Source organism: Streptococcus sp. 21.1 (assembly GCF_016648635.1).
Taxonomy (GTDB): domain Bacteria; phylum Bacillota; class Bacilli; order Lactobacillales; family Streptococcaceae; genus Streptococcus.
The window spans coordinates 1-23,410 of sequence record NZ_JACLQL010000017.1 but is presented as its reverse complement, the minus strand read 5'-3'; the positions used below and the strand labels follow the sequence as shown (position 1 = coordinate 23,410).

General features: G+C 39.2%; 25 protein-coding genes and 1 other annotated feature. Of the genes, 22 read left to right on the top strand and 3 right to left on the bottom strand.

Annotated elements, in window-relative coordinates:
- The first annotated feature begins 196 nt into the window (after positions 1-196).
- Entirely contained in the window at positions 197-2,881 is a 2,685-nt protein-coding gene (locus H7U01_RS09500; protein ID WP_073687781.1) for a cation-translocating P-type ATPase, read from the top strand.
- 109 nt (positions 2,882-2,990) lie between these two features.
- Complete coding sequence (locus H7U01_RS09495) at positions 2,991-3,737, top strand: NADPH-dependent oxidoreductase (RefSeq protein WP_064524805.1); 747 nt, start codon at positions 2,991-2,993, stop codon at positions 3,735-3,737.
- A 23-nt stretch (positions 3,738-3,760) separates the two neighbouring features.
- Here the strand turns inward: H7U01_RS09495 and H7U01_RS09490 are convergent, their stop codons facing one another.
- Positions 3,761-4,618 carry a metallophosphoesterase gene (locus H7U01_RS09490; RefSeq protein ID WP_064524803.1) on the bottom strand — a complete coding sequence of 286 codons (858 nt, stop codon included), beginning with the start codon at positions 4,616-4,618 and terminating at the stop codon, positions 3,761-3,763.
- A gap of 93 nt (positions 4,619-4,711) precedes the next feature.
- Between H7U01_RS09490 and queG the strand changes: the two genes are divergently transcribed.
- The 11 genes from queG (at position 4,712) to H7U01_RS09435 (ending at position 16,551) form a co-directional block, all read left to right on the top strand.
- A complete protein-coding gene (gene queG, locus H7U01_RS09485) occupies positions 4,712-5,830 on the top strand; it encodes a tRNA epoxyqueuosine(34) reductase QueG (RefSeq protein ID WP_049554308.1) in 1,119 nt (372 codons plus the stop codon).
- 52 nt (positions 5,831-5,882) lie between these two features.
- Positions 5,883-6,981 (top strand): peptide chain release factor 2 gene (gene prfB / locus H7U01_RS09480; protein ID WP_201041498.1). Its coding sequence is split into 2 segments (ribosomal slippage): positions 5,883-5,954 and positions 5,956-6,981, totalling 1,098 coding nucleotides; the frame shifts between segments, so codons are not numbered across the junction.
- Positions 6,982-7,067: 86 nt separating this feature from the next.
- Positions 7,068-7,760, top strand: coding sequence for a cell division ATP-binding protein FtsE (gene ftsE / locus H7U01_RS09475; RefSeq protein ID WP_013990672.1), 693 nt, complete (start codon positions 7,068-7,070; stop codon positions 7,758-7,760).
- On the top strand, positions 7,753-8,682 hold the full coding sequence (gene ftsX / locus H7U01_RS09470; protein ID WP_110981213.1) for a permease-like cell division protein FtsX: 930 nt from the start codon (positions 7,753-7,755) through the stop codon (positions 8,680-8,682). Before ftsE ends, ftsX begins: the two co-directional genes overlap by 8 nt.
- Positions 8,683-8,836: 154 nt before the next feature.
- The gene (locus H7U01_RS09465) at positions 8,837-9,319 is read left to right on the top strand and encodes an NUDIX hydrolase (protein ID WP_037597740.1); all 483 of its coding nucleotides are present in this window, start codon (positions 8,837-8,839) and stop codon (positions 9,317-9,319) included.
- A gap of 9 nt (positions 9,320-9,328) precedes the next feature.
- Complete coding sequence (locus tag H7U01_RS09460; protein WP_073686303.1) at positions 9,329-10,507, top strand: AI-2E family transporter; 1,179 nt, start codon at positions 9,329-9,331, stop codon at positions 10,505-10,507.
- Entirely contained in the window at positions 10,497-11,726 is a 1,230-nt protein-coding gene (locus H7U01_RS09455) for a tetratricopeptide repeat protein (RefSeq protein ID WP_110981214.1), read from the top strand. The genes H7U01_RS09460 and H7U01_RS09455 overlap by 11 nt, the downstream gene beginning before the upstream one ends.
- 121 nt (positions 11,727-11,847) lie before the next feature.
- Positions 11,848-12,405 (top strand): signal peptidase I, encoded by a 558-nt coding sequence (lepB, locus tag H7U01_RS09450; RefSeq protein ID WP_037597744.1) that lies wholly within the window; start codon positions 11,848-11,850, stop codon positions 12,403-12,405.
- A 158-nt stretch (positions 12,406-12,563) separates the two neighbouring features.
- On the top strand, positions 12,564-14,690 hold the full coding sequence (locus H7U01_RS09445) for a GBS Bsp-like repeat-containing protein (protein WP_201041497.1): 2,127 nt from the start codon (positions 12,564-12,566) through the stop codon (positions 14,688-14,690).
- 80 nt (positions 14,691-14,770) lie between these two features.
- Positions 14,771-15,994, top strand: coding sequence for a peptidase T (gene pepT, locus H7U01_RS09440; RefSeq protein WP_201041496.1), 1,224 nt, complete (start codon positions 14,771-14,773; stop codon positions 15,992-15,994).
- A 56-nt stretch (positions 15,995-16,050) separates the two neighbouring features.
- Positions 16,051-16,551, top strand: a complete 501-nt coding sequence (locus H7U01_RS09435; protein WP_002890860.1) for an EbsA family protein — start codon at positions 16,051-16,053, stop codon at positions 16,549-16,551.
- On the opposite strand, the gene H7U01_RS09430 is transcribed toward H7U01_RS09435, so the two are convergent.
- Positions 16,535-16,732: a ferredoxin gene (locus tag H7U01_RS09430; protein WP_002890861.1), complete on the bottom strand. Its 198-nt coding sequence runs from the start codon at positions 16,730-16,732 to the stop codon at positions 16,535-16,537. The two genes, H7U01_RS09435 and H7U01_RS09430, sit on opposite strands and share 17 nt — an antisense overlap.
- A 45-nt stretch (positions 16,733-16,777) precedes the next feature.
- On the opposite strand from H7U01_RS09430, the gene H7U01_RS09425 reads away from it, so the two are divergent.
- From H7U01_RS09425 to H7U01_RS10040, 7 genes are all read left to right on the top strand, one after another.
- Positions 16,778-17,428: an SAG1386/EF1546 family surface-associated protein gene (locus H7U01_RS09425; protein WP_037600535.1), complete on the top strand. Its 651-nt coding sequence runs from the start codon at positions 16,778-16,780 to the stop codon at positions 17,426-17,428.
- A 21-nt stretch (positions 17,429-17,449) separates the two neighbouring features.
- Entirely contained in the window at positions 17,450-18,130 is a 681-nt protein-coding gene (cmk, locus tag H7U01_RS09420; RefSeq protein WP_201041495.1) for a (d)CMP kinase, read from the top strand.
- A gap of 23 nt (positions 18,131-18,153) precedes the next feature.
- Positions 18,154-18,276: a sequence feature (ribosomal protein L20 leader region), on the top strand.
- A 13-nt stretch (positions 18,277-18,289) separates the two neighbouring features.
- Positions 18,290-18,820, top strand: coding sequence for a translation initiation factor IF-3 (infC, locus tag H7U01_RS09415; RefSeq protein ID WP_002885108.1), 531 nt, complete (start codon positions 18,290-18,292; stop codon positions 18,818-18,820).
- Between the two features lie 38 nt (positions 18,821-18,858).
- Positions 18,859-19,059 carry a 50S ribosomal protein L35 gene (gene rpmI / locus H7U01_RS09410; RefSeq protein ID WP_002885093.1) on the top strand — a complete coding sequence of 67 codons (201 nt, stop codon included), beginning with the start codon at positions 18,859-18,861 and terminating at the stop codon, positions 19,057-19,059.
- A 56-nt stretch (positions 19,060-19,115) separates the two neighbouring features.
- Positions 19,116-19,475 (top strand): 50S ribosomal protein L20, encoded by a 360-nt coding sequence (rplT, locus tag H7U01_RS09405; RefSeq protein WP_002885090.1) that lies wholly within the window; start codon positions 19,116-19,118, stop codon positions 19,473-19,475.
- 43 nt (positions 19,476-19,518) lie between these two features.
- A complete protein-coding gene (locus H7U01_RS09400) occupies positions 19,519-19,992 on the top strand; it encodes a GNAT family N-acetyltransferase (protein WP_060972257.1) in 474 nt (157 codons plus the stop codon).
- 85 nt (positions 19,993-20,077) lie between these two features.
- A complete protein-coding gene (locus tag H7U01_RS10040) occupies positions 20,078-20,599 on the top strand; it encodes a DUF2798 domain-containing protein (RefSeq protein WP_260318087.1) in 522 nt (173 codons plus the stop codon).
- A 68-nt stretch (positions 20,600-20,667) separates the two neighbouring features.
- On the opposite strand, the gene H7U01_RS09390 is transcribed toward H7U01_RS10040, so the two are convergent.
- A complete protein-coding gene (locus tag H7U01_RS09390; protein ID WP_002885057.1) occupies positions 20,668-20,853 on the bottom strand; it encodes a 4-oxalocrotonate tautomerase in 186 nt (61 codons plus the stop codon).
- A 360-nt stretch (positions 20,854-21,213) separates the two neighbouring features.
- On the opposite strand from H7U01_RS09390, the gene pepV reads away from it, so the two are divergent.
- Together pepV and H7U01_RS09380 are read left to right on the top strand one after the other, a co-directional pair.
- Positions 21,214-22,620 carry a dipeptidase PepV gene (gene pepV, locus H7U01_RS09385; RefSeq protein WP_064524788.1) on the top strand — a complete coding sequence of 469 codons (1,407 nt, stop codon included), beginning with the start codon at positions 21,214-21,216 and terminating at the stop codon, positions 22,618-22,620.
- A gap of 40 nt (positions 22,621-22,660) precedes the next feature.
- A complete protein-coding gene (locus tag H7U01_RS09380) occupies positions 22,661-23,245 on the top strand; it encodes a uracil-DNA glycosylase family protein (RefSeq protein ID WP_070840051.1) in 585 nt (194 codons plus the stop codon).
- Positions 23,246-23,410 lie beyond the last annotated feature (165 nt).

Genomic DNA, 23,410 nt, shown 5'->3' with positions numbered 1-23,410 from the left:
AGGGAGTAGCAGGCGACTGTAATCATGAGATTTGATTAACAGTTGCGATTATGTCGTCATTACGAAATTTTACATTTCCGGCATATTCTTAAACAGCGAGACTTGTTTTTAATTAAACAAGTCTCTTTTTGTATAATTTTTTATATAAAAAGAGTCTTGTTAGCCATTTTTCCCTATAGAGAAGGAGGAGATTATTTTGTCGAAAGAACAAAGTAAAGCCTTGTTTTATACACAAGGAGAGGAAGAAGTCCTAAAAAGCTTGGACACTTCCATTGATGGTTTGTCTACTGCACAAGCCAAGGAACGATTGGATGCCTATGGCTATAACGAGTTGGATGAAGGTGAAAAACGCAGCCTCTTGTCAAAATTCATCGATCAGTTTAAAGATTTGATGATTATCATCTTGCTTGTCGCAGCCGCCCTTTCTGTTATTACAGAAGGTATGCATGGTCTGACCGATGCCTGCATTATTTTAGCCGTTGTTGTTTTGAATGCAGCTTTTGGTGTTTATCAAGAAGGACAAGCAGAAGCGGCTATTGAAGCTCTTAAAAACATGTCAAGCCCTCTGGCTCGTGTGCGTCGTGATGGCAATGTGGTTGAAATTGATTCACGCGAGTTGGTTCCTGGAGATATCGTCTTGCTTGAAGCTGGTGATGTTGTTCCAGCTGATATGCGTTTGCTCGAAGCTGCCTCACTTAAGATTGAAGAAGCAGCCCTTACCGGTGAATCCGTTCCGGTTGAAAAGGATGTTACCGAGACGGTTGAAGCAGAAGCCGGAATTGGTGACCGTGTGAATATGGGTTACCAAAACTCTAACGTTACTTACGGTCGTGGTACAGGGGTTGTAACTAATACTGGTATGTATACTGAGGTCGGTAAAATTGCTGATATGCTAGCTAATGCGGACGAATCACAAACGCCGTTGAAGCAAAGCTTGGAGCAACTGTCTAAGACTTTGACTTATCTTATTATTGCTATTGCCTTAGTGACATTCTTGGTTAGTGTCTTCATTCGTGGTGAACAGCCCCTCGAAGGCTTGATGGTTGCCGTTGCTCTAGCCGTTGCCGCGATTCCTGAAGGTTTGCCTGCTATTGTAACGATTCTCTTGTCACTTGGAACAACGACTCTTGCCAAACGTAATTCGATTGTTCGTAAATTGCCAGCTGTTGAGACTCTTGGTTCAACTGAGATTATCGCATCAGATAAGACTGGTACCTTAACCATGAACCAAATGACTGTTGAAAAAGTCTATACAAACGGTCAATTGCAAAGCGCTGCTACAGAACTTAGTGCTGACAATACAACCCTTCGTATTATGAACTTTGCCAATGATACCAAGGTGGACCCAGATGGTAAGCTAATTGGGGATCCAACGGAAACAGCCCTTGTTCAATTTGGTTTGGACCACAACTTTGATGTTCGTGACGTCTTGAAATCAGAGCCTCGTGTGGCAGAGTTGCCATTTGACTCTGACCGTAAACTCATGTCTACTATCCATAAGGAAGCGGATGGTACATACTTTGTAGCCGTCAAGGGTGCGCCTGACCAATTGCTCAAACGTGTGACTCGTATTGAAATCAATGGTGAGGTTCGTCCTATCACGGATGAAGATAAACAAGCTATCCTTGCGACTAATAAGGACTTGGCAAAACAAGCTCTTCGTGTCTTGATGATGGCTTATAAGACAACGAATGATATTCCTACCTTGGAATCTGAGGTTGTTGAGTCTGATTTGATTTTCTCAGGCTTGGTAGGTATGATTGACCCAGAACGTCCAGAAGCAGCAGAGGCTGTCCGTGTCGCTAAAGAAGCGGGAATCCGTCCAATTATGATTACAGGTGACCACCAAGATACGGCAGAAGCCATTGCCAAGCGTCTCGGTATCATCGATCCAAATGATACGGAAGATCATGTCTTTACTGGTGCTGAGCTTAATGAGCTTTCTGATGAAGAATTCCAGAAAGTCTTCAAACAGTACTCTGTCTATGCGCGTGTTTCTCCTGAACACAAGGTTCGTATCGTCAAGGCTTGGCAAAATGATGGCAAGGTTGTTGCTATGACAGGTGACGGGGTTAATGATGCACCATCACTTAAAACAGCTGATATTGGTATCGGTATGGGAATCACAGGTACAGAGGTTTCTAAGGGAGCTTCTGATATGGTCCTTGCCGATGATAACTTTGCGACAATTATTGTTGCTGTAGAAGAAGGGCGTAAGGTCTTCTCAAATATTCAAAAATCAATCCAGTACCTCTTGTCAGCCAACATGGCCGAAGTCTTTATTATCTTCTTTGCCACACTGTTTGGTTGGGATGTGCTTCAACCAGTACATCTTCTCTGGATTAATTTGGTAACAGATACCCTTCCAGCCATCGCTCTTGGTGTTGAGCCAGCAGAACCAGGTATTATGACTCATAAACCTCGTGGACGTCAATCGAACTTCTTTGATGGAGGTGTCTTCGGTGCTATCATGTATCAAGGTGTTTTCCAAACCATCCTCGTTCTTGCAGTATATGGTTGGGGCCTTGTCTTCCCAGAGCATCATACACAAGCAGAAATTCATGCGGATGCCCTTACAATGGCTTTTGCAACACTTGGATTAATTCAGTTGCTCCATGCCTTTAACGTTAAATCTGTGTATCAATCAGTCTTTAAAGTTGGCCTCTTTAGAAACAAGACTTTCAACTGGGCAATTCCAGTAGCCTTCGTTCTTTTGATGGCAACTATCGTAGTTCCTGGATTTAATAACCTCTTCCATGTGTCACACCTTAGTATGACACAATGGCTTGCAGTTATTGTAGGTTCCTTCTTGATTGTGGTATTGGTTGAATTAGTCAAAGCTATTCAACGTGCCCTTGGTAAGGATAAGGACGCTATTTAAGACATAAAGTCAGAGATAATGGTCTCTGGCTTTTTCTTATCATATCTTGAATTCAGGAGGAGTCTTGTTTATAATTGAAGAGAAATGATCACAAGTTAAGGAGAAGGCCATGAACGAGACTATTAAGACACAACTCAATCACCGTAGCATCCGTCAATTTAAACCTCTAGCTTTGACACGAGAAGAAGTTAACCTTTTGGTTGATGTTGCCAGACATACAGCAACGAGTAATTTTAGACAGTCCTATTCGATTATCAGTATTACTGATGAAACATTGAAGGAAGAAATTGCAGAGATTGCTAACCAACCCTATATTCCAAATGCTGGGCATCTTTTTGTATTTGTTGTGGACCAAAGACGTAACACACTGATTGCAGAGGCTAAAGGTGCTGAAGCCTTGGTCCAAGGTAGTCCCGAACGCTTTATCTCGGCCTTCTCGGATGCTATGATAGCTGCTCAAAATATGGTAGTAGCTGCTGAGAGTTTAGGTATGGGAACAGTTTACCTTGGCAGTATCTTGAATGATAACGCTAAACTTTCAGAGCTTCTCAAACTTCCAAAGTATGTCTATCCAGCAGTAGGATTAGCAGTTGGTTGGCCAGATCAAGAACCGCAGCTTAAACCTCGTTTACCCCGTCACGTCATCCATATGGAAAATTATTATCGAGACTTAGAACATCCCTTAGATGAGCTAAAAGATTACGACGCTGAAGTTCATGAGTATTATGACCTTCGTGATCTCAATAACAGAGTTGATGAATTTACAACACAGATTGCAAAGACAATGGATCAATCCGTTGCCAATCGTGCGAATACCTTGAAGGACCTTCAAAAGCAGGGATTTTTCACCGACTAAAAAACGACTCCTAAAGAGTCGTTCTACAAATCAAATAGTGTCATGGATGAAAGGAACTCATTTGCCAGTTCCTTTTTTTCATATTCTAAAAACTCCGACCGTTTCTTGACCAGGTTGTAACGTTTGGAGAGGTTCCATGTTCCAGTAGGATTGAGTTTGGGGTGATTGGAAACAAAGTCAATGGTTAAATCCCATTCTCGTCGGTATCCAAGAGGACGCGAGTGATAGGTTACACCATCAATAGTTACCGTCCCATAACTGCGGTGGGCATGACCAAAAACAACATCTTTAACGCCATGCTTGGCGAAAATATGGTGGAATTTTTCCGAGCCTAAGTAGGCATTAAAAGGTGCAAAACGTTGATGCGTCATGGTAAAGCGGCTGTGAGGAACAAAATGCATGGCAACTATAAGGTTACTAGTGTCTAACTCACTTAAGGCATTATCTAGCCTTTTAAGACTAGTTTGACAGATATCCGGATCAGTCCCCAATCGTTTAAGTCGTCGGTCGAACCAAAGTTGTTTCTTACGTTTAAGAATCTTATCTAACGTCTCATCTGAATAGGAATAATCATACCACCCGTGAAAAGCCAATAATGTCTTACTACTTAAATTTATCACCTGAAAATCAAGATTATCAATAAGGTTATCTTCTAAATCAAGCATATCATGATTGCCTAAATTATAGGTGACCTTGACCTCCTTAGACAGTTTTCGTAGAAAAGGTTTTGTGTCGATAAAATAATGGTTAGAAATATCACCAGCGATATGGAGATGGCTAACCTCTTGATTTTTTAGGCACTTTATAAGAGTATCAATTTCATATGTTTCAAAGTGATTAATATCAATATGTAAATCACTCATTACTGCAAGTCTCGTCATAGAAACATTGTAACAAAAAGGTTAAGGCTTGTCTGTAAATGAAGATGGTGGAAAATACTTGCCCTTAGACTACAATTTCATTATGATAATAATATGGATATCAAATTAGAAATTCAAAAGATGGCCAAGGAGATTGGCATTTCAAAAATTGGTTTTACTACCGCCGATGATTTCGCCTATCTGGAAAAATCCCTTCGACTTGGTGTCGAAGAAGGGCGAACAACAGGCTTTGAACATAAAAATATTGAAGAGCGTATTTATCCTAAGTTGACCTTGGAATCAGCTAAAACCATCATTTCCATTGCAGTTGCCTATCCGCATAAGCTGCCACAACAACCTCAAAAAACAGAATATAAGCGTGGCAAAATCACTCCAAATTCATGGGGTCTAGATTATCACTATGTTTTGCAGGACAAACTAAAACGCCTTGCAGAAGGCATTGAAAAACTGACGGAAAACTTCGAATATAAAGGTATGGTGGATACTGGAGCCTTGGTCGATACAGCAGTGGCCAAGCGAGCTGGTATTGGCTTTATCGGAAAGAATGGACTAGTTATTTCGAAAGAATACGGGTCCTACATGTATCTTGGTGAGCTTATCACTAATCTAGAGATTGAACCAGACCAAGAAGTTGATTATGGTTGTGGGGATTGCCGTCGTTGTTTGGATGCCTGTCCGACATCTTGTCTCATTGGCGATGGGACTATGAATGCTCGTCGTTGCCTATCCTTTCAAACACAGGATAAAGGCATGATGGATATGGAGTTTCGAAAGAAGATAAAGACTGTTATCTATGGTTGTGACATTTGTCAGATTTCCTGTCCATATAACAGAGGTATCGATAATCCACTGGCTTCGGACATTGATCCTGAGCTTGCCATGCCCGAATTACTTCCTTTTCTTGAGCTGACCAACAAATCCTTCAAGGAGAAATTTGGGATGATTGCCGGTTCATGGCGCGGGAAGAATATTCTTCAACGTAATGCTATTATTGCCTTGGCTAACCTACATGATCGCAATGCTATTGTCAAACTGATGGAGATAATTGATAAGAATAATAATCCCATCCATACGGCGACTGCCATTTGGGCTCTCGGTGAGATTGTTAAGAAACCCGATGAGGCTATGTTAGATTACATGAGGGAACTGTCACCTAAGGATGAAGAATCCCAAGCGGAGTGGGAGCTTGTGTGTGCAAAATGGCAAATTTAAGTGATTTATGCTAGAATTAAGCATAATACTATAAAATGGAGGAAACCTATCCATGGAAGTGGCAGAAATTCGCCAAAAAATCTCTGAAAATCAAGAGAAGCTCGTGAGCTTCGGGAGGTCTCTTTGACTTAGATCGTTTGGAAGAGGACATTGCGCTCCTCGAAAACCGAATGACTGAGCCAGATTTTTGGAATGATAATATTGCAGCTCAAAAGACCTCACAAGAGTTAAATGAGCTAAAAATGAAATACGAAACTTTCAACAATATGCAAGAACTCTCTGACGAGACAGAGCTTTATTTAGAAATGTTGGAAGAAGATGATAGTGTTCAAGAAGAGCTTGAAGAAACACTCGAAAAGCTTGATAGGATTATGACAAGTTACGAGATGACACTGCTCTTGTCTGAACCATATGACCATAACAATGCCATTCTGGAAATTCACCCAGGCTCTGGTGGTACAGAAGCTCAAGACTGGGCTGATATGTTACTCCGTATGTACCAACGTTATGGGAATGCAAAAGGTTTCAAGGTTGAGACTTTGGATTATCAGGCTGGTGATGAGGCTGGAATCAAATCTGTAACCCTTGCTTTTGAAGGACCTAATGCTTATGGTTTCCTCAAGTCAGAAATGGGTGTCCACCGTTTGGTTCGTATTTCACCATTTGACTCTGCCAAACGTCGTCATACCTCATTTACATCAGTGGAAGTTATGCCTGAATTGGATGATACCATTGAGGTTGAAATTCGTGATGATGATATCAAGATGGATACATTTCGTTCAGGTGGTGCTGGTGGTCAGAACGTCAACAAGGTTTCTACAGGTGTGCGTTTGACCCACATTCCAACAGGTATTGTTGTAGCTTCAACGGTTGATCGTACACAATACGGGAACCGTGACCGTGCGATGAAGATGCTACAAGCTAAGCTCTATCAAATGGAGCAAGAAAAGAAAGCAGAAGAAGTGAATGCTTTGAAAGGTGATAAGAAAGAAATCACTTGGGGAAGCCAAATTCGCTCATACGTTTTCACGCCATATACCATGGTTAAAGATCACCGTACAGGCTATGAAGTTGCCCAGGTTGATAAGGTAATGGATGGGGATATTGAAGGCTTCATCGATGCCTACCTCAAGTGGCGTATGGAAGAATAGTAACAATATACTATTTTTGAGTATTTAGATACTTTATCTCAATGAAAGGAAGGCTTCAGCTAATTTAGTAGTTGAATACTGACATTATGGCTCTTATTGAATTAAAAGATGTTACTAAGAAGTATGATAAGTCAACAACAGCCCTTAGACACATTGATTTGTCTGTTAACTCTGGGGAGTTTGTTTACTTAGTCGGCCCTTCTGGTGCTGGTAAATCAAGTTTAATTCGCTTGTTCTACCAAGAAGAAAAATTAACGAGTGGCTCTATGAAGGTTGGAGAGTTTGATTTAACTCGACTTCGTAAGAAAGATGTTCCACTCTTGAGACGTTCTATTGGAGTTGTTTTCCAGGATTATAAACTCCTTCCAAAGAAAACAGCTTTTGAAAACGTTGCATATGCCATGGAAGTTATTGGTGAGAAACCTCGTCATATCAAGAAACGGGTGACAGAGGTTCTCGAGTTGGTTGGTCTTAAACACAAGATGCGTTCATTCCCAAATCAATTGTCTGGTGGTGAGCAACAACGTGTCGCTATTGCGCGTGCTATCGTCAATAATCCAAAAGTGTTGATTGCAGATGAACCAACAGGGAACTTGGACCCAGAGATTTCATGGGAAATTATGCAAGTCCTTGAACGTATTAACTTGCAAGGGACTACCATTATAATGGCAACCCATAACTCAACTATCGTTAATAACCTTCGTCATCGTGTCGTAGCGATTGAAGAAGGACGTATTGTTCGTGATGAAGAGGAAGGAGAGTACGGTTACCATGATTAGACGCTTTTTCCGCCATTTAGGAGAATCGATTAAGAATCTCAAACGTAATCTATTGTCGACACTTACGGCAGTATTTTCGGTAATGATTGTTCTTTCACTTTTAGGTGTCTTTGGATCTGTTATCTTAAATACGCAGAAATTGGCTTCAGATATTGAAAAGAATATTCAGGTCAATGTCTACTTGGATCCAGATTCATCAGATGCCTCGAAAACAGTCAAGGAACTTTCTGGACAGATTGTTGCTAATAAAGACTACCATAAGATTTATGATTCTTTGACCAAAATCAAAGGTGTAGATAAGGTTACTTTCTCTAGTAAAGAAGAACAAAAGAAACAACTGATTGAAACAATGGGTTCAAGTTTCGAGACAGCTACTGGAGATGCCAACCCTCTTTCAGATGTTTACATCGTCCAAACGAAATCACCAGATGATGTCAGTCGAGTTGCCAAGGAAGCAAAAGCCATTCAGGGTGTTGATAATGCTAACTTTGGTGGCTCAGATACTGAAATTCTGATGTCCACTATGAAACGTGTTCAATTTTGGGGAATCATTGCCACAGCACTCTTAACTATTGTGGCTGTCCTATTGATTTCAAATACCATCCGTATTACCATTATGTCACGTGCGACTGAAATTCAAATCATGCGTTTGGTAGGTGCTAAGAATTCATATATTCGTCGTCCCTACTTGATGGAAGGTGCTTGGATTGGAGCACTTGGTGCCATCATTCCTTCTGGGCTCATTTATCTTTTGTATCACATGGTTTACTCATCTTTGAATCCAGATTTTGTCAAAGGTGGTATTTCGATGTATGATCCAGAGTGGTTTGTCTATGCGGTTATCGGAACCCTCTTCGCAGTCGGTATTATTATTGGTTCGATTGGGTCACGTATGGCAATGCGCCGTTATTTGAAATACTAAGAGATTAAAGGAGAACTATTTTGGTTCTCTTTTTGTTTGTCGAGAGATTCAGAAAAGCAGATTTTCAACTATATCTCAAAATCGTCTGCTCAAAGCCCAAATCCAATCCCATATTTGGTATAATATTTAAAAAACATTGGAAAAGAGATGCATTATGACAAAGTTAGCTACCATTTGTTATATTGACAATGGAAAGGAGCTTTTGCTCCTACATCGTAATAAAAAGCCTAATGATGTTCATGAAGGAAAGTGGATTTCTGTCGGGGGAAAACTAGAAGCTGGAGAGACACCAGATGAATGTGCTCGTCGTGAAATTCTCGAGGAAACACATTTTACAGTGACTGAGATGGATTTTAAAGGTATGATTACCTTTCCAGAATTTACCCCTGGTCATGATTGGTACACCTATGTCTTTAAGGTAACTGGTTTTGAAGGAGAACTCATCTCAGATGAGGAGTCTCGTGAAGGAACGCTTGAATGGGTACCATATGATGAGGTCTTATCTAAACCAACTTGGGAAGGTGACTATGAGATTTTTAAGTGGATCCTTGAAGATAGACCATTCTTCTCTGCAAAATTTAGCTACGATCGTAACCAGAACTTGGTAGATAAAACTGTAACATTTTATGATAAATAGGGAGGAACTATGAAGCGTAAAAAAACAGAAAATTTTTCAGAAACATGGTTTTTTAAGTGGATATTGAATAATCAGGCTGTCGTAGCTTTTTTCATCTTACTTTTGATTGGTTTGACGGTTTTGATTTTTACCAAGATTAGTCCCATTTTTTCACCCGTCATCCAGTTTATGACCATTATTATGTTGCCATTGGTTATTTCCATGCTCCTTTATTATTTAATAAAACCTTTGGTACTACTTGTAGAAAGAACGGGATTGAGTCGAACCATGTCTATCTTGGTCATCTACGCTATTCTTGGCTTGCTCTTGGTTTGGGGGATTTCAACAGCCATTCCAAGCTTACAAAATCAAATTTTGATCTTGATACGAAATGCACCATCATATATTGCACGTGCCAATAGTGAAACGGAACGTTGGATTAATCTCCCTATTCTTTCTAACTTCCATGGTGATTTAGAGTCCATGCTTAGTGATTTCTCAGCGAGAATGGTCAATTATGCTGAGAACTTTTCTTCATCGGCTTTGACATGGGTTGGATCTTTTGCGAGCACAGTAGCAAGGGTGACAGTAGCTATCATTTTGGCACCTTTCATTCTCTTCTACCTTTTAAGAGATAGCCAAAAGATGAAACATAGCTTTGTCTCAGCCTTACCAACTCGCTTTCGTGAAACAACTGTTCGTATGCTTTCAGATATTAATAGTCAGCTCGAAGGGTATGTTCAAGGCCAGGTTACAGTCGCTATTGTTGTTGCCATCATGTTCTGTATTATGTTTAAGATTGTAGGTCTTCGATATGGTATGACTTTCGGTATTATGGCAGGTTTTCTAAACATGGTTCCTTATCTGGGAAGCTTTCTTGCTATGGTACCAGTTATAATCATGGGACTGGTGCAAGGACCCGCTATGTTGATTAAGGTCCTCATCATTTTCTTCATTGAGCAAACTATTGAGGGACGTTTTGTTTCTCCACTCGTTTTGGGGAATAAACTAAGTATTCACCCGATTACCATTATGTTCATTCTCTTGACAGCAGGTTCTCTTTACGGTGTTTGGGGCGTCTTATTGGGGATTCCAATTTATGCCTCTGTCAAGGTTGTTGTTAGAGAGATTTTTGATTGGTACCGTTCTGTAAGTAATCTTTATCAAGATGATTTAGAAAATGAAGGACAAAAAGACGATGTTAAATAGTGAAAAAATGGTTGCCTCTATTGGAAACCAAGATTTAGACCACGCGGACAAATATTTTAAAAAAGCTTTACGAGAGGACCCTGCAGAGGTTCTTGTTGAGTTGGGCCAATATTTAGAATCTATTGGTTTCTTACCACAGGCACAGGAAATTTACGAAAAAGTTCGCTTTGATTTTCCAGAGGTTAATGTCAATCTAGCACAAATTGCTGCCGAAGATGGTGATATTGAAGAGGCTTTTCTCTATTTGGATGCCATACCTGAAGACTCTGACGACTATTTGTCTGCTTTAATTGTAAAGGCTGACCTCTACCAAATGGAGGGCTTAACTGATGTGGCACGTGATAAGTTGTTGGAGGCAAGTCAATTATCAGATGACTCATTGATTATTTTTGGTTTGGCTGAGATGGAGTTTGAACTTGGAAATTTTGAACAAGCTATTCATTACTATGCTAAATTAGATAATCGTGACCTTCTTGCGATGACTGGCGTTTCTACTTATGAACGCATTGGTAAGGCTTATGCCAGTCTTGGAAAGTTTGAAGCTGCTCGTGAATTTTTGGAAAAAGCTATTGAAATTGAGTACGATGATACCGTTGCTTTTGAGTTAGCCACTTTGCTCTATGATCAAGAAGAGTATCAAAAAGCTAATTTTTACTTTAAGCAGATAGAAACCATGTCTGCTGACTTCGAAGGTTATGAGTATATTTACGCCTTGTCGTTACATGCAGAACATAAAACCGAAGAAGCTTTACGAATGGCACAACAAGGGATTTCTAAAAATGCCTTTGATGTTCAATTACTTTTGCTAGCGTCACAGTTATCCTACGAGTTGCATGACACTCAATCTGCTGAATCTTATTTGAAGCAAGCTTTGCCATTGGCTGAGGACCAAGATGAGATTATCTTGCGTTTAAGTACGCTCTATTTGGAAGAAGAACGTTACGAGGATCTAGTGGCTTTAGCCGATTATGAAGTTGATTCTGTTTTGGCTCGTTGGAACATTGCCAAGGCCTACCAAGCACTTGATGATGAAGAAGAAGCTTTTCAAATCTATCAAGATTTGGCTAAAGATTTATCTGAAAATCCTGAATTCCTCCATGATTATGCATATATTTTGCGTGAATTTGGTTACAGGGATCAGGCGCGTGCAACGGCTGAAAAATACCTTGCTTTAGTTCCAGATGATGTCAATATGCAAACATTTTTTGAGGACTATTAAGCTGTGAAACGTTTTAATCATTGGTTTTAAGAGAGGGAGAGATACATTGAGCTTGCTCACTCCCTCTTTTTTTATTTCTCTATTTATGTTATGATTTTATTAGAACCCATAAGGAGTGAGTATGGTTAAGAGAGATTTAATTCGAAATATTATCATAGCAGTTCTTGCCATTGTAGTGATTTTGTTGTTGAGAGCTTTTGTCTTCTCAACACACCGTGTGACTGAAGGTCAGGCTAATGACTATATTCATGCTGGTGACTATGTTACTTTCAATAAAAATGTTGAGCCTCAGAAAAAAGATTTTATTCTTTATACAGTTAATGGTAAAGAATACATTGGGCGTGTTATTGCTGATGAGGGTAAGAGCGTGACAGCTATGGATGATTTCCTTTATGTTAATGATAAGTCAGTTGACGAAGCCTATATTAGTAAGGGTAAATCAGCTTATTTGGCGACAGTTTCACCTGGGAATTTCTTCACTGATGATTTTTCCATTGCAACATTGACAGATAATAAACAAACTAAGATTGAAAAGGGGCAGTACCTTGTACTGAACGATAATCGTCGTAATACAGATGATAGTCGTAAGTTTGGTCTCATTGACAAAGATCAAATTAAAGGTGTTATCTCTTTTAGATTGTATCCTCTATCACGTTTTGGTTTCGTTGATGTCGATTAATATTTCAATACTACTAAAAAAAGCTAGGAACTTTTGATAAGTTTCTAGCTTTTTTTGCGAATTAATTGGTGATGGTTCATATTATGACGTTATGATACTGATAGTTTCATCGTTTTAAAATGAATTAGCAGAAATTGTAAGTAGAGAAGGAAATTAAGATGCAATTAGGATTTCATTTTGGATTTAAGAAAAGTAAAGCTTATGGACTGTGCGGTGTCATGCTGACAATCTTATTTTTAGGAATGTCTGGTCATTCGGCGAAAGCAGATGAAATGTTGTCTCCAACTGATACTTCTTCATCTTTGAAAGAAAGTACGGATAATCATGCGGCAAGCTATTCTGAAGTAGGAGTACACGATGATTCAACGAGTCAAATGAATCTACAAAGAGAAGAAGTATTAGAGGAGAAGCAAACAAGTCTGGAAGATTCTTCAAAAATAACTGTCTTAACAAATAGTTCTGTGACCACAAGCTCTTATCAAGAGGCAGATGATCTTAGCGAAATTGACCAGAATCAACGTCATTTTCTTAGTGCCATTAAGCAAGGAGCCATGGATGGAGCCAAGGAAGGAATCCTTCCATCTATCACGGGAGCGCAAGCTATTCTAGAAAGTGGTTGGGGAAGCTCTGAACTTGCTAAGGCTCCCAACAATAATCTTTTTGGCATTAAAGATTCAGAGGATTGGCATGGAGAAATAGTAACTGTACCTACACAGGAATATCTTAATGGTGACTATATCACAGTCAATGCTGCTTTTCGAAAATATGCCACATGGAATGATAGCGTAGTAGACCATGCAAAATTTTTCACGAGTACCGAGTGGCGAAAAGATAATTATCGAAAAGTTGTCAATGAAACAGATTATCGCATTGCGGCTCAGGAACTGAAGAATGCAGGATATGCGACAGATCCAAATTATCCCGGAAAACTTATCCGTTTGATCGAAGCCTATAAACTTTATGAATGGGATGCAATGTGTAATAATTCCATTTCTACCGTAGAAAATGAAGGAGTAGAGAGTCAAAATCCCAGAGCCGACCTTGCCATCACTGCTCTCAACAATGCTACGGGTAGCTATGATTTTGTCATTTCAAATTTGGTTGCGCCACGTGGCTTCAAAGAAGTCTTGGTTCCAACCTGGTCAGAAAAGAACGGTCAAGATGATATCATCTGGTACAAGGCAGCTAAGCAAGCAAATGGAGACTATAAGGTAACCGTTCGTTCAAGCAATCATAAGGGAGATAGTGGTCTTTATAATTCACATGTCTATTTGGTTGACAATGATGGTAAATTCATTGGCCTAGGTGGCAAACAAGTGACACTTGATATCACTAAAACTCAAGGAACATTGACTATTACCAATAATGATAAAAATCGTGGAACTTTTGATGTTCTTATCACCAATCTGACGAATCCAAGCGGTATTTCAGGTGTGGTAATACCTGTTTGGTCTGAGCAAAATGGTCAGGATGATCTTGTTTGGCATAATGCCACAAAGCAGGAGGATGGTTCCTACAAGGTGACTATTTCAGCTAGTCAGCACAAGTGGAATTCAGGTAAATACATCGTTCATGGCTATATTGTTGATTCTTCAGGTAAGAATATTGGTTTTGGGGCAACTTCAGCTGATGTGGTAGCCCCTAAGAAAATCGGTTCGGCATCAAGAGGAAACTACGATGTTTTAAATAAGGTTATCTATCTCGATGCTGGTCATGGTGGCTATGATCCAGGAGCTTCGTACTTTGGTATTTCTGAAAAGAGCTTGACCTTGGCTATCCAAAGCCGAGTTAAGGCCAAATTAGAAGCAGAAGGCTATCAAGTTATGACCACACGTACCAGCGATACCTATGTTGATTTGACGGATCGCTCTCGTGCAGCTAATGCCTCTGAATCAGATATCTTCGTAAGTATCCACATCAATGCTTCAGGCAGTTCAGCAGCACAGGGAATCGAAACTTATTATTACCAACCTTATGCAGAATACCCATCACGTATTAATGCGACCTACCATGCTAATCCGACACGATTGAGCATGAGTGACACTTTGGCCAATGCCATCCAGTCCAGCCTTATTAATGCGACTGGCGCTCAAAACCAAGGTGTGAAACGTCAAACCTTTGCAGTCTTGCGTGAAACAACAGCGCCAGCAGTTCTCCTTGAACTTGGCTTCTTGTCAAATCCTCAAGAAGCAGCTCGTTTGAGTACCTCTGCTTATCAAGAGACTTTAGCTAACGCAATTGTGGCAGGGATTAAGTCTTACTACGAAAAAGCAGCTAAAGTTTAAGTTATACGGTTAACCCATCAATATGCTGGGTTTTTGTGCTATAATTGAGGTAAATACTAAATACAACTAAAGGAGTGCTTATGGGCTACGATTTACTCTTAGAGCGTTTTTTACGTTACGTTAAAATCAATACACGTAGTGACGAAAATGCGACAAGAACACCAACAACACAAAGCCAGGTAGATTTTGCCTTGAAGGTTCTAAAACCAGAATTAGAAGAACTAGGTTTAAGTAACATCCATTATTTGGAAAGTAATGGTTACCTAGTGGCAACCCTTCCGGCTAACGATGACCAATTAACACGTAAGATTGGTTTCATCTCACATATGGATACTGCTGATTTTAATGCAGAAGGTGTGTCACCTCAAGTCATTGACTCTTATGATGGAGGTATCATACCCCTTGGAAGTTCAGGTTATAACCTAGATCCAGCAGATTTTCCAAATCTCAAGAATTATGTCGGTCAGACACTTATTACTACAAATGGCACCACTCTTCTTGGAGCTGATGATAAGTCTGGCATTGCAGAAATCATGACAGCCTTGGCTTATTTGAAGGCTCATCCTGAAATCAGACATTGTGAGATTCGTGTAGGCTTTGGTCCTGATGAAGAAATTGGAATTGGCGCAGATAAATTTGATGTTGATGATTTTGATGTTGATTTTGCCTACACAGTTGATGGTGGCCCATTGGGTGAATTACAGTATGAAACCTTCTCTGCTGCGGGAGCAGAACTTACCTTCCATGGACGTAATGTTCACCCTGGAACAGCAAAAGACCAAATGGTTAATGCCCTGCAGTTGGCAATTGATTTTCATAATCAGTTACCAGCAGAAGAACGCCCTGAGTTGACAGATGGCTATCAAGGTTTCAACCATCTTCAAAACATGACAGGTACTGTTGAAGAAGCAAAAGCATCTTATATCATCCGTGATTTTGAAACAGAGTCTTTTGAAAATCGTAAAGCAGCCTTCCAAAAGATTGCCGATGAAATGAATAAAACTTATGGTCAGACACGAGTTGATTTGGTACTCAAAGATCAATACTATAATATGCGTCAGGTTATTGAAAAAGATATGACGCCTGTTGAGTTGGCTAAAGGAGTTATGGAGGAATTGGATATTACGCCAGTTATTGAACCCATTCGTGGTGGAACGGATGGTTCAAAGATTTCATTTATGGGTATTCCAACTCCAAACCTTTTTGCTGGGGGCGAAAATATGCATGGTCGATATGAGTTTGTTTCCTTGCAGACAATGGAAAAAGCCGTAGATGTTATTCTTGGAATTGTCAGTAAACCTTAATAGAGCTTGCTAAATACTGATTTTATGGTAAAATTAGAAGTAATGGAGGTGCTGAGATGATTAAAATTTTCGGCAAGTATCGTTACCATTGGCAACCCGAATTATCTTGGCTAATCATCTACTGGTCTTTAGCCATCACGCCAATCTTTATTGCGGCGGCCCTTCTGTTCGAGTTGTACTCGGTGCCCTCACATATTTTGATGCTCTTCACTATTTTCGTTGCCTTGTTTGGTTTAGGATTCCATCGTTACTTTATTATTGAAGATCATGGGATTCTGCGTATTGTTTCTTTCAATATTTTTAAACCACGCAAAGTGAAAATTAGTGATATTGAAAAAGTCGAAGTTATTAAAACTGGCTTGAGCCTTATTTTTAAAAATGGTAAAAAACGTCAGTTTTATATGAGAAAGTGGCCAAAGAAATATTTCTTAGATGCTTTAGCGCTTCACCCTGATTTCAAAGGTGAGGTAGAGCTATTGGATCATATGACTAACTTTGATTACTTTGCCTTTTATGAGGAATCAAAAAAAGCCCTCAAGCTTAAACTTCGCAAATAAGGGCTTTAGTGGGACAAGACTTGACAGCAGTCAAAGTCTCAGGGGTGTTTTCAATAATTTGATTGAGTTGGTCGCTATCTCTGAACCTAACAATACCTTCGTCATCATAATCGAAGACGGGAGAGTAGGTTTGGCACAAACCACAAGCGATACATTTTTCTGGAATTAATGATACTTTCATAGTATTATTTTAAAATAGATTTATTGTTTTTACAAGGAGAATATCATGAGTAAAAAACCATGGGAAGATAAGGTTTCTGACGAAGAGTTGGAAGAAGTAGTTGACGCTGATTTTCTAGATGATGAAGATGAGTTTGAGGATTATGAAGAAGAAGAGGATGTAACTCCTTCTGATGAAAAACGCGAAAAAGGTGGCGGCTTCATTAATTCATCATTCTTGACAGTCTTGCTTGGATTATTCTTTGTTATTGTTGTATGTATTTTGTTCTTTGTTTTCTATACTTCAAATGTCGGTGGAAACAAAACTGCGGAATCTAAGGAATCATCTGGATTCTACTCATCATCAACTAGCAAAGTTGTTAAATCTTCATCTAGCAAGAAAGACTCAAACAAGGATGAGGAAAGTGACAAATCTAATACAGAAAAATCTTCAAAAGAGAAATCATCTTCAACTAAAGCATCAAGCTCTTCTAAACATGTAGTAAAAGAAGATGCAACTGAGTCAGCTGAGACAACACCATCAAGCGCTACGGCAGCAGCAGATGGTTCATCAATTGTTGTTCAATCTGGTGAAGGTGCTGGTTCAATCGCCGCACGTGCAGGTATTTCTGTAGATGAATTGGAACGTCTTAACCCTGATCACATGACAAGTGGTTACTGGTATGCTAACCCAGGTGACGTCGTTAACGTTCAATAATTTTTAAAGCAAAGGAACATCATGAAAGATATTAGAATTGCTATTGATGGTCCTGCGTCAAGTGGAAAAAGTACAGTAGCCAAGATTATTGCAAAAAATCTTGGCTATACTTATCTTGACACAGGTGCCATGTACCGATCTGCAACTTATTTGGCCTTGCAGAATGGTTTAACTGAGGAAAATGTACCAGAAATTTTGGAGCAACTATCTCAATATCCGATTTCATTCGGAAAAGCAGCAGATGGTAGTCAGCAAGTTTATGTAGGTGATGTCGATATTACACACCCAATTCGTGATAATCAAGTTACAAATAATGTTTCTTGGGTCGCAGCTATTCCTGAAGTGCGTCAAGAACTCGTTGCGCAACAACAACGTATCGCTCAAGATGGGGCTATTATCATGGATGGTCGTGATATCGGGACCGTGGTTTTGCCTGATGCAGAACTCAAGATTTTCTTGATTGCTTCAGTTGATGAACGTGCGGAACGTCGTTATAAGGAAAATATCGAAAGAGGTATCCCTGCTAATCTTGAGACACTAAAAAAAGAAATTGCTGAACGTGACTATAAAGATAGTCATCGTAAGGTGTCACCTCTTAAACCAGCGGAAGATGCCATCACTTTTGATACTACAGGTGTGTCTATTGATGGTGTTGTGGAATTTATTCAAGAAAAAGCAAAAAAAATTATTGACAAAGGATGACTCACTTGTTATACTATTAACAATGAGAAAAGCAGAAGTGAGAACTTCTCGCCTTGCGACTTAGGTTGTCTGGCCCAACATGTCAAATCCCTCTAGGGATATTATGTGTGCGGGCTTGTATATCAAGTCCGCTTTGTTTTTCTCTAAAAAAATAAAGAGGTGAAGATCATAGCTAAGAAAGATCTATTCATTAACGATGAAATTCGCGTTCGCGAAGTTCGTCTTGTTGGTCTTGATGGTGAACAATTGGGAATTAAACCATTGTCAGAAGCACAAGCTATTGCAGATGATGCAAATGTTGACTTGGTTCTCATCCAACCACAAGCTACGCCACCTGTTGCGAAGATTATGGACTACGGTAAGTTCAAATTTGAGTATCAAAAGAAACAAAAAGAACAACGTAAGAAACAAAGCGTTGTTACCGTTAAGGAAGTTCGTTTGAGTCCAGTTATTGATAAAGGTGACTTTGAAACTAAACTTCGTAATGGCCGTAAATTCCTTGAAAAAGGAAACAAGGTTAAAGTTTCTATCCGATTTAAAGGTCGTATGATTACTCACAAAGAAATCGGAGCTAAGGTCTTGGCGGAATTTGCTGAAAAAACGCAAGATATTGCGATTATTGAGCAAAGAGCGAAGATGGATGGACGTCAAATGTTCATGCAACTTGCACCAATTCCTGACAAAAAATAATTGTCAAACTAACACTATTTTAAGAGGAGAATTTTAAAATGCCAAAACAAAAAACACACCGCGCATCAGCTAAACGTTTCAAACGTACAGGTTCAGGTGGATTGAAACGCTTCCGTGCCTTCACATCTCACCGTTTCCACGGTAAAACTAAAAAACAACGTCGTCACCTTCGTAAAGCATCAATGGTACATTCAGGTGACTTTAAACGTATCAAATCAATGCTTTCACAAATGCGTTAATTCGCTAAAAGCATTACAAATTAACTAAACTAGAATTAATTCGGAGGAATATATAAATGGCTCGTGTTAAAGGTGGCGTTGTATCACGCAAACGTCGTAAACGTGTATTGAAACTTGCTAAAGGTTACTATGGTGCAAAACACATCTTGTTCCGTACTGCAAAAGAACAAGTAATGAACTCTTACTACTATGCATACCGTGACCGTCGTCAAAAGAAACGTGATTTCCGTAAACTTTGGATCACACGTATCAATGCGGCAGCTCGTTTGAATGGTTTGTCATACTCACAATTGATGCACGGTTTGAAATTGGCTGAAATCGAAGTTAACCGTAAAATGCTTGCTGATTTGGCAGTTAACGATGCAGCAGCTTTCACAGCTCTTGCAGATGCAGCTAAAGCAAAACTTGGTAAATAAGAATTAAGGTGGGTCTTACCCATCTTTTTTTGTGGAGGTAATCATGATTCGTTTAGCAAAATTTGAAGATATTCCAAGATTACAGGAGTTATTGGAGCAGATTCTTATTGTTCATCATCAAGCGCGCCCTGATGTTTTTAAGTCAAAAGGCAGTAAATTTACAGATGCAGAGTTAGAAGCAGTAATTAATGACTCAAAAAAACCTGTGTTTGTGTACGAGGATGACGAAGGGCGTATCTTGGGCCATCTTTTCTTAATGATTAAAGAAGAAACTGAAAATGATGGTCCACAAAAGGCTGTTAAGACTCTTTTTATTGATGATTTATGTGTTGATAAGGAAGCTCGAGGTCAAAAATTAGGAGAAAAGCTTTACCAATTTGCCTTGGACTATGCTAAGGAGCTAGGTTGTTATAATCTGACACTTCACGTATGGAATGATAATGCAGGTGCTCTACGTTTTTACGAACGTTTAGGTATGAAACCGAGATATACAGAAATGGAAACTATCCTAAAATAATACGTTTTCATGAGTGAAATTTAACTTACGAGGAGAAAAAATTTTTGATATGCTAAAAGAGAACTTTTAGAAATGGAGAGTTTTAATGCCTCGTAATTTTAAAGAAGCTTTGCTTTTTACGTTTTTGATGTGTGGAATGATGGTCTGTGGGATGAGTCTCTGGAATCTTCTCATCCTTGATTGGACTGGAGTAGTTCCCTTTGCTTGGGGTCACTTTTTCCAAGGTTATCTTCCTGGATTTGTGGTTGCTTTCTTACTTGATATGCTTTTGGTGGGACCACTAGCCAAAACAATAGCATTTGCAATTTTGCATAAAGTAAAAGCCCATGATAAACGATGGGCAAAGATTTTAGTGATTTCTGGAACCATGGCGCTATTCATGATAACGTTTATGTCATTCTATGGATTAGTTTACAACAGTCAGTCGGTGACGCTATCATCCTATGGTCGTGCTTGGTTGACAAATGTTATCATGGCTTTACCACTTAATTTTCTAGTGGTTGGTCCAATTTCACGTTTTATCTTGGGAAAACTACAAAAACCATTGCCTGGTGAAGAAGTCGTTGAGAATTTTGACGACGATGATGAATTACCAACGATAATATAAAAAAACTGGCGTTTCTTTCCAGTTTTTTTATATCAAAAGCAGCCACGGATGTGACTGCTTAATGATGATTAGTTTTTCTTCTTCATTTCACCATGTGGGTAGTAAGTTCCCTCTGGCATATCATTAATGAAAACATGAATGGCTTCTTTAGGTGCTTTGGCAACACGTGATACAACCTCAGTAACTTCGCGAGCAAGTTCGATTTTTTGTTCTTCAGTACGACCTTCAAAGAGATCAATCTTTACAAATGGCATAATGCATCTCCTTAGTTTTGATAGTCCTATTATAGCATTAATGAGGAGAATATTCTAAAGTTTATGGAAATTCTTGAAATGATATTATCGAAATGCTACAATGTGCTGATTCCTAATAGGAGGGCCTAAAGTATAAAGAGCTAGATAGTCAAGAGCTTTACCTCTTAGCTGATATAAATGCTATTACTTTAGATTCGAGTGTTCCTGTTTTAGGAATTTTTCACATTCTATTGAAGATGGTATGAAGTCTTTTGATATTCGGTAAGGGATTGCATTTTTTATTGGCTTTGTTTATAAGGGATGAAAACTCTTACTAAAAATGGTAAAATAGTGCTAACTAGAGACAGTAAGGAGTAAATTATGACAATTGATTTTCGTGCCGAAGTTGATAAGCGCAAAGATGCCTTGATGGAGGACCTTTTTGGTCTTTTGCGTATTAACTCAGAACGTGATGACAGTAAGGTTGATGATAAGCACCCATTTGGTCCTGGACCAGTAAAAGCTTTGGAACATTTTCTTGCTTTAGCTGAACGTGATGGTTATAAAACTCGTAATATTGATAATTATGCTGGTGACTTTGAATTTGGTCAAGGTGATGAAGTATTGGGTATCTTTGCACACTTGGATGTGGTTCCAGCTGGGAGTGGTTGGGATACAGATCCTTATGAACCTGTAATCAAAGATGGCAAACTTTATGCTCGTGGGTCATCAGATGATAAAGGCCCAACAATGGCTTGTTACTATGCCTTGAAAATTATTAAAGAACTCGAGCTTCCAGTATCTAAGCGTGTGCGTTTCATTGTTGGTACTGATGAAGAATCTGGTTGGGGCGATATGGATTATTACTTCGCTCATAATGGGGTGAAAGATCCTGATTTTGGTTTTTCACCTGATGCAGAATTTCCAATTATCAATGGTGAAAAGGGTAATATTACAGCCTATCTCCATTTTGAAGGTCAAAATGATGGAGAATTTAGTCTTGTGTCTTTTAATGGTGGTTTGCGTGAAAATATGGTTCCTGAATCTGCAAGTGCAGATTTCACTGGACCTATCACTTTGAAAGAACTCGAGGCCAAATTAGGAGACTTTGTTGCTGACCAAGAGGTGACTGGTCAAGTGATTGAAGAAGCAGGTATTTTTCATGTGACTATTCATGGAAAATCAGCTCATGGTATGATGCCTCAAAATGGTATTAATGGAGCAACCTACTTGGCACTCTTCCTTAGCCAATTTGATTTCCAAGGTAATGCTAAAAAGTATTTGGGTTTTATTGCTGAAACACTTCATAAAGATTTCTTTGCTGAAAAGACAGGTCTTGCCTATACAGATCCTAAGATGGGTGAGTTGACTATGAATGCAGGTGTCTTTACCTTCAACAAGGAATCTGAAGATAATACAATTGCTTTGAATTTCCGCTACCCTCAAGGGGTTGATACGAATGCTATTAAGGTTGGTCTTGAAAAACTTGAAGGGCCTAAGGCGGTCAGTCTCTCAGAACATGGTCATGTGCCGCACTATGTACCAGTTAATGATCCTATGGTAGAGACCCTTCTTTCAGTCTATGAGAAACAAACAGGGCTTAAAGGTCATGAACAAATTATTGGTGGTGGGACATTTGGACGTCTCCTAAAACGTGGTGTTGCCTATGGAGCTATGTTCCCTGGTTATGTCAACACTATGCACCAAGCCAATGAGTTTACTGAGGTTGAAGACTTGTACCGTGCAGCTGCCATTTATGCAGAAGCTATCTATGAGTTAATCAAATAAAAAAGAGAGACGGTTTTGTCTCTTTTTTGAGGAGGAAAATATGGAAACACTCGATGAATTAACACAAGCAATCATGTCCGATGAACAAAATATAGCTTATACGGAACAAGGTATAAAACCCTTGTTTTCCATTCCAAAAACGGCACGGATTAATATCGTCGGACAAGCTCCCGGTATTCGTGCACAAGAGTCAGGGCTTTATTGGAATGATCCCAGTGGAGATAATCTCAGAGATTGGATGGGAGTTTCACGTGAAGAATTCTATGAATCTGGTATGTTTGCTATTGTACCAATGGATTTTTATTTCCCAGGTCATGGTAAATCAGGTGATTTACCTCCTCGCAAGGGATTTGCAGATAAGTGGCATGAGAAAGTTCTTGCTTTAGCTCCTGATATCCAATTGACGATTTTAGTAGGTAATTATGCGCAGCATTACTATTTACATCAAAAATCGTCAGCAAAATTAACAGATACAGTTAAGCATTACAAAGATTATCTTCCAGAGTTTTTCCCTCTCGTTCATCCTTCTCCTCGAAATAATATTTGGCAAGCAAAAAATCCATGGTTTATGGAAGAAGTAGTTCCAGATTTGAAGGCCTTGGTCAAAAAAATCTTAAGTCGATGATGTCTGATATCTGCACTTGGATTGTCATTTGGTATTGTTTCAAATCAATGAAGCAACTATCAGAACATACCCAAATATTGTAAAGATTTTAGCCCTTTGGGGCTTTTTTTGATGGTTTAATAAATTATTCGGGAAAATAATTAATAAAAAAATCTAATAATATAC

Coding starts and splice junctions, on each gene's coding strand:
- H7U01_RS09425 (WP_037600535.1), top strand. CDS start 16,778: ATGAGTAAAAAACCATGGGAAGATAAGGTTTCTGACGAAGAGTTGGAA.
- H7U01_RS09445 (WP_201041497.1), top strand. CDS start 12,564: ATGCAATTAGGATTTCATTTTGGATTTAAGAAAAGTAAAGCTTATGGA.
- H7U01_RS09495 (WP_064524805.1), top strand. CDS start 2,991: ATGAACGAGACTATTAAGACACAACTCAATCACCGTAGCATCCGTCAA.
- H7U01_RS09430 (WP_002890861.1), bottom strand. CDS start 16,732: ATGAAAGTATCATTAATTCCAGAAAAATGTATCGCTTGTGGTTTGTGC.
- H7U01_RS09380 (WP_070840051.1), top strand. CDS start 22,661: ATGGAAACACTCGATGAATTAACACAAGCAATCATGTCCGATGAACAA.
- ftsE (WP_013990672.1), top strand. CDS start 7,068: ATGGCTCTTATTGAATTAAAAGATGTTACTAAGAAGTATGATAAGTCA.
- H7U01_RS09435 (WP_002890860.1), top strand. CDS start 16,051: ATGATTAAAATTTTCGGCAAGTATCGTTACCATTGGCAACCCGAATTA.
- ftsX (WP_110981213.1), top strand. CDS start 7,753: ATGATTAGACGCTTTTTCCGCCATTTAGGAGAATCGATTAAGAATCTC.
- queG (WP_049554308.1), top strand. CDS start 4,712: ATGGATATCAAATTAGAAATTCAAAAGATGGCCAAGGAGATTGGCATT.
- rplT (WP_002885090.1), top strand. CDS start 19,116: ATGGCTCGTGTTAAAGGTGGCGTTGTATCACGCAAACGTCGTAAACGT.
- pepT (WP_201041496.1), top strand. CDS start 14,771: ATGGGCTACGATTTACTCTTAGAGCGTTTTTTACGTTACGTTAAAATC.
- pepV (WP_064524788.1), top strand. CDS start 21,214: ATGACAATTGATTTTCGTGCCGAAGTTGATAAGCGCAAAGATGCCTTG.
- H7U01_RS09460 (WP_073686303.1), top strand. CDS start 9,329: ATGAAGCGTAAAAAAACAGAAAATTTTTCAGAAACATGGTTTTTTAAG.
- rpmI (WP_002885093.1), top strand. CDS start 18,859: ATGCCAAAACAAAAAACACACCGCGCATCAGCTAAACGTTTCAAACGT.
- cmk (WP_201041495.1), top strand. CDS start 17,450: ATGAAAGATATTAGAATTGCTATTGATGGTCCTGCGTCAAGTGGAAAA.
- lepB (WP_037597744.1), top strand. CDS start 11,848: ATGGTTAAGAGAGATTTAATTCGAAATATTATCATAGCAGTTCTTGCC.
- H7U01_RS09455 (WP_110981214.1), top strand. CDS start 10,497: ATGTTAAATAGTGAAAAAATGGTTGCCTCTATTGGAAACCAAGATTTA.
- H7U01_RS09490 (WP_064524803.1), bottom strand. CDS start 4,618: ATGACGAGACTTGCAGTAATGAGTGATTTACATATTGATATTAATCAC.
- H7U01_RS09465 (WP_037597740.1), top strand. CDS start 8,837: ATGACAAAGTTAGCTACCATTTGTTATATTGACAATGGAAAGGAGCTT.
- H7U01_RS09400 (WP_060972257.1), top strand. CDS start 19,519: ATGATTCGTTTAGCAAAATTTGAAGATATTCCAAGATTACAGGAGTTA.
- H7U01_RS10040 (WP_260318087.1), top strand. CDS start 20,078: ATGCCTCGTAATTTTAAAGAAGCTTTGCTTTTTACGTTTTTGATGTGT.
- H7U01_RS09390 (WP_002885057.1), bottom strand. CDS start 20,853: ATGCCATTTGTAAAGATTGATCTCTTTGAAGGTCGTACTGAAGAACAA.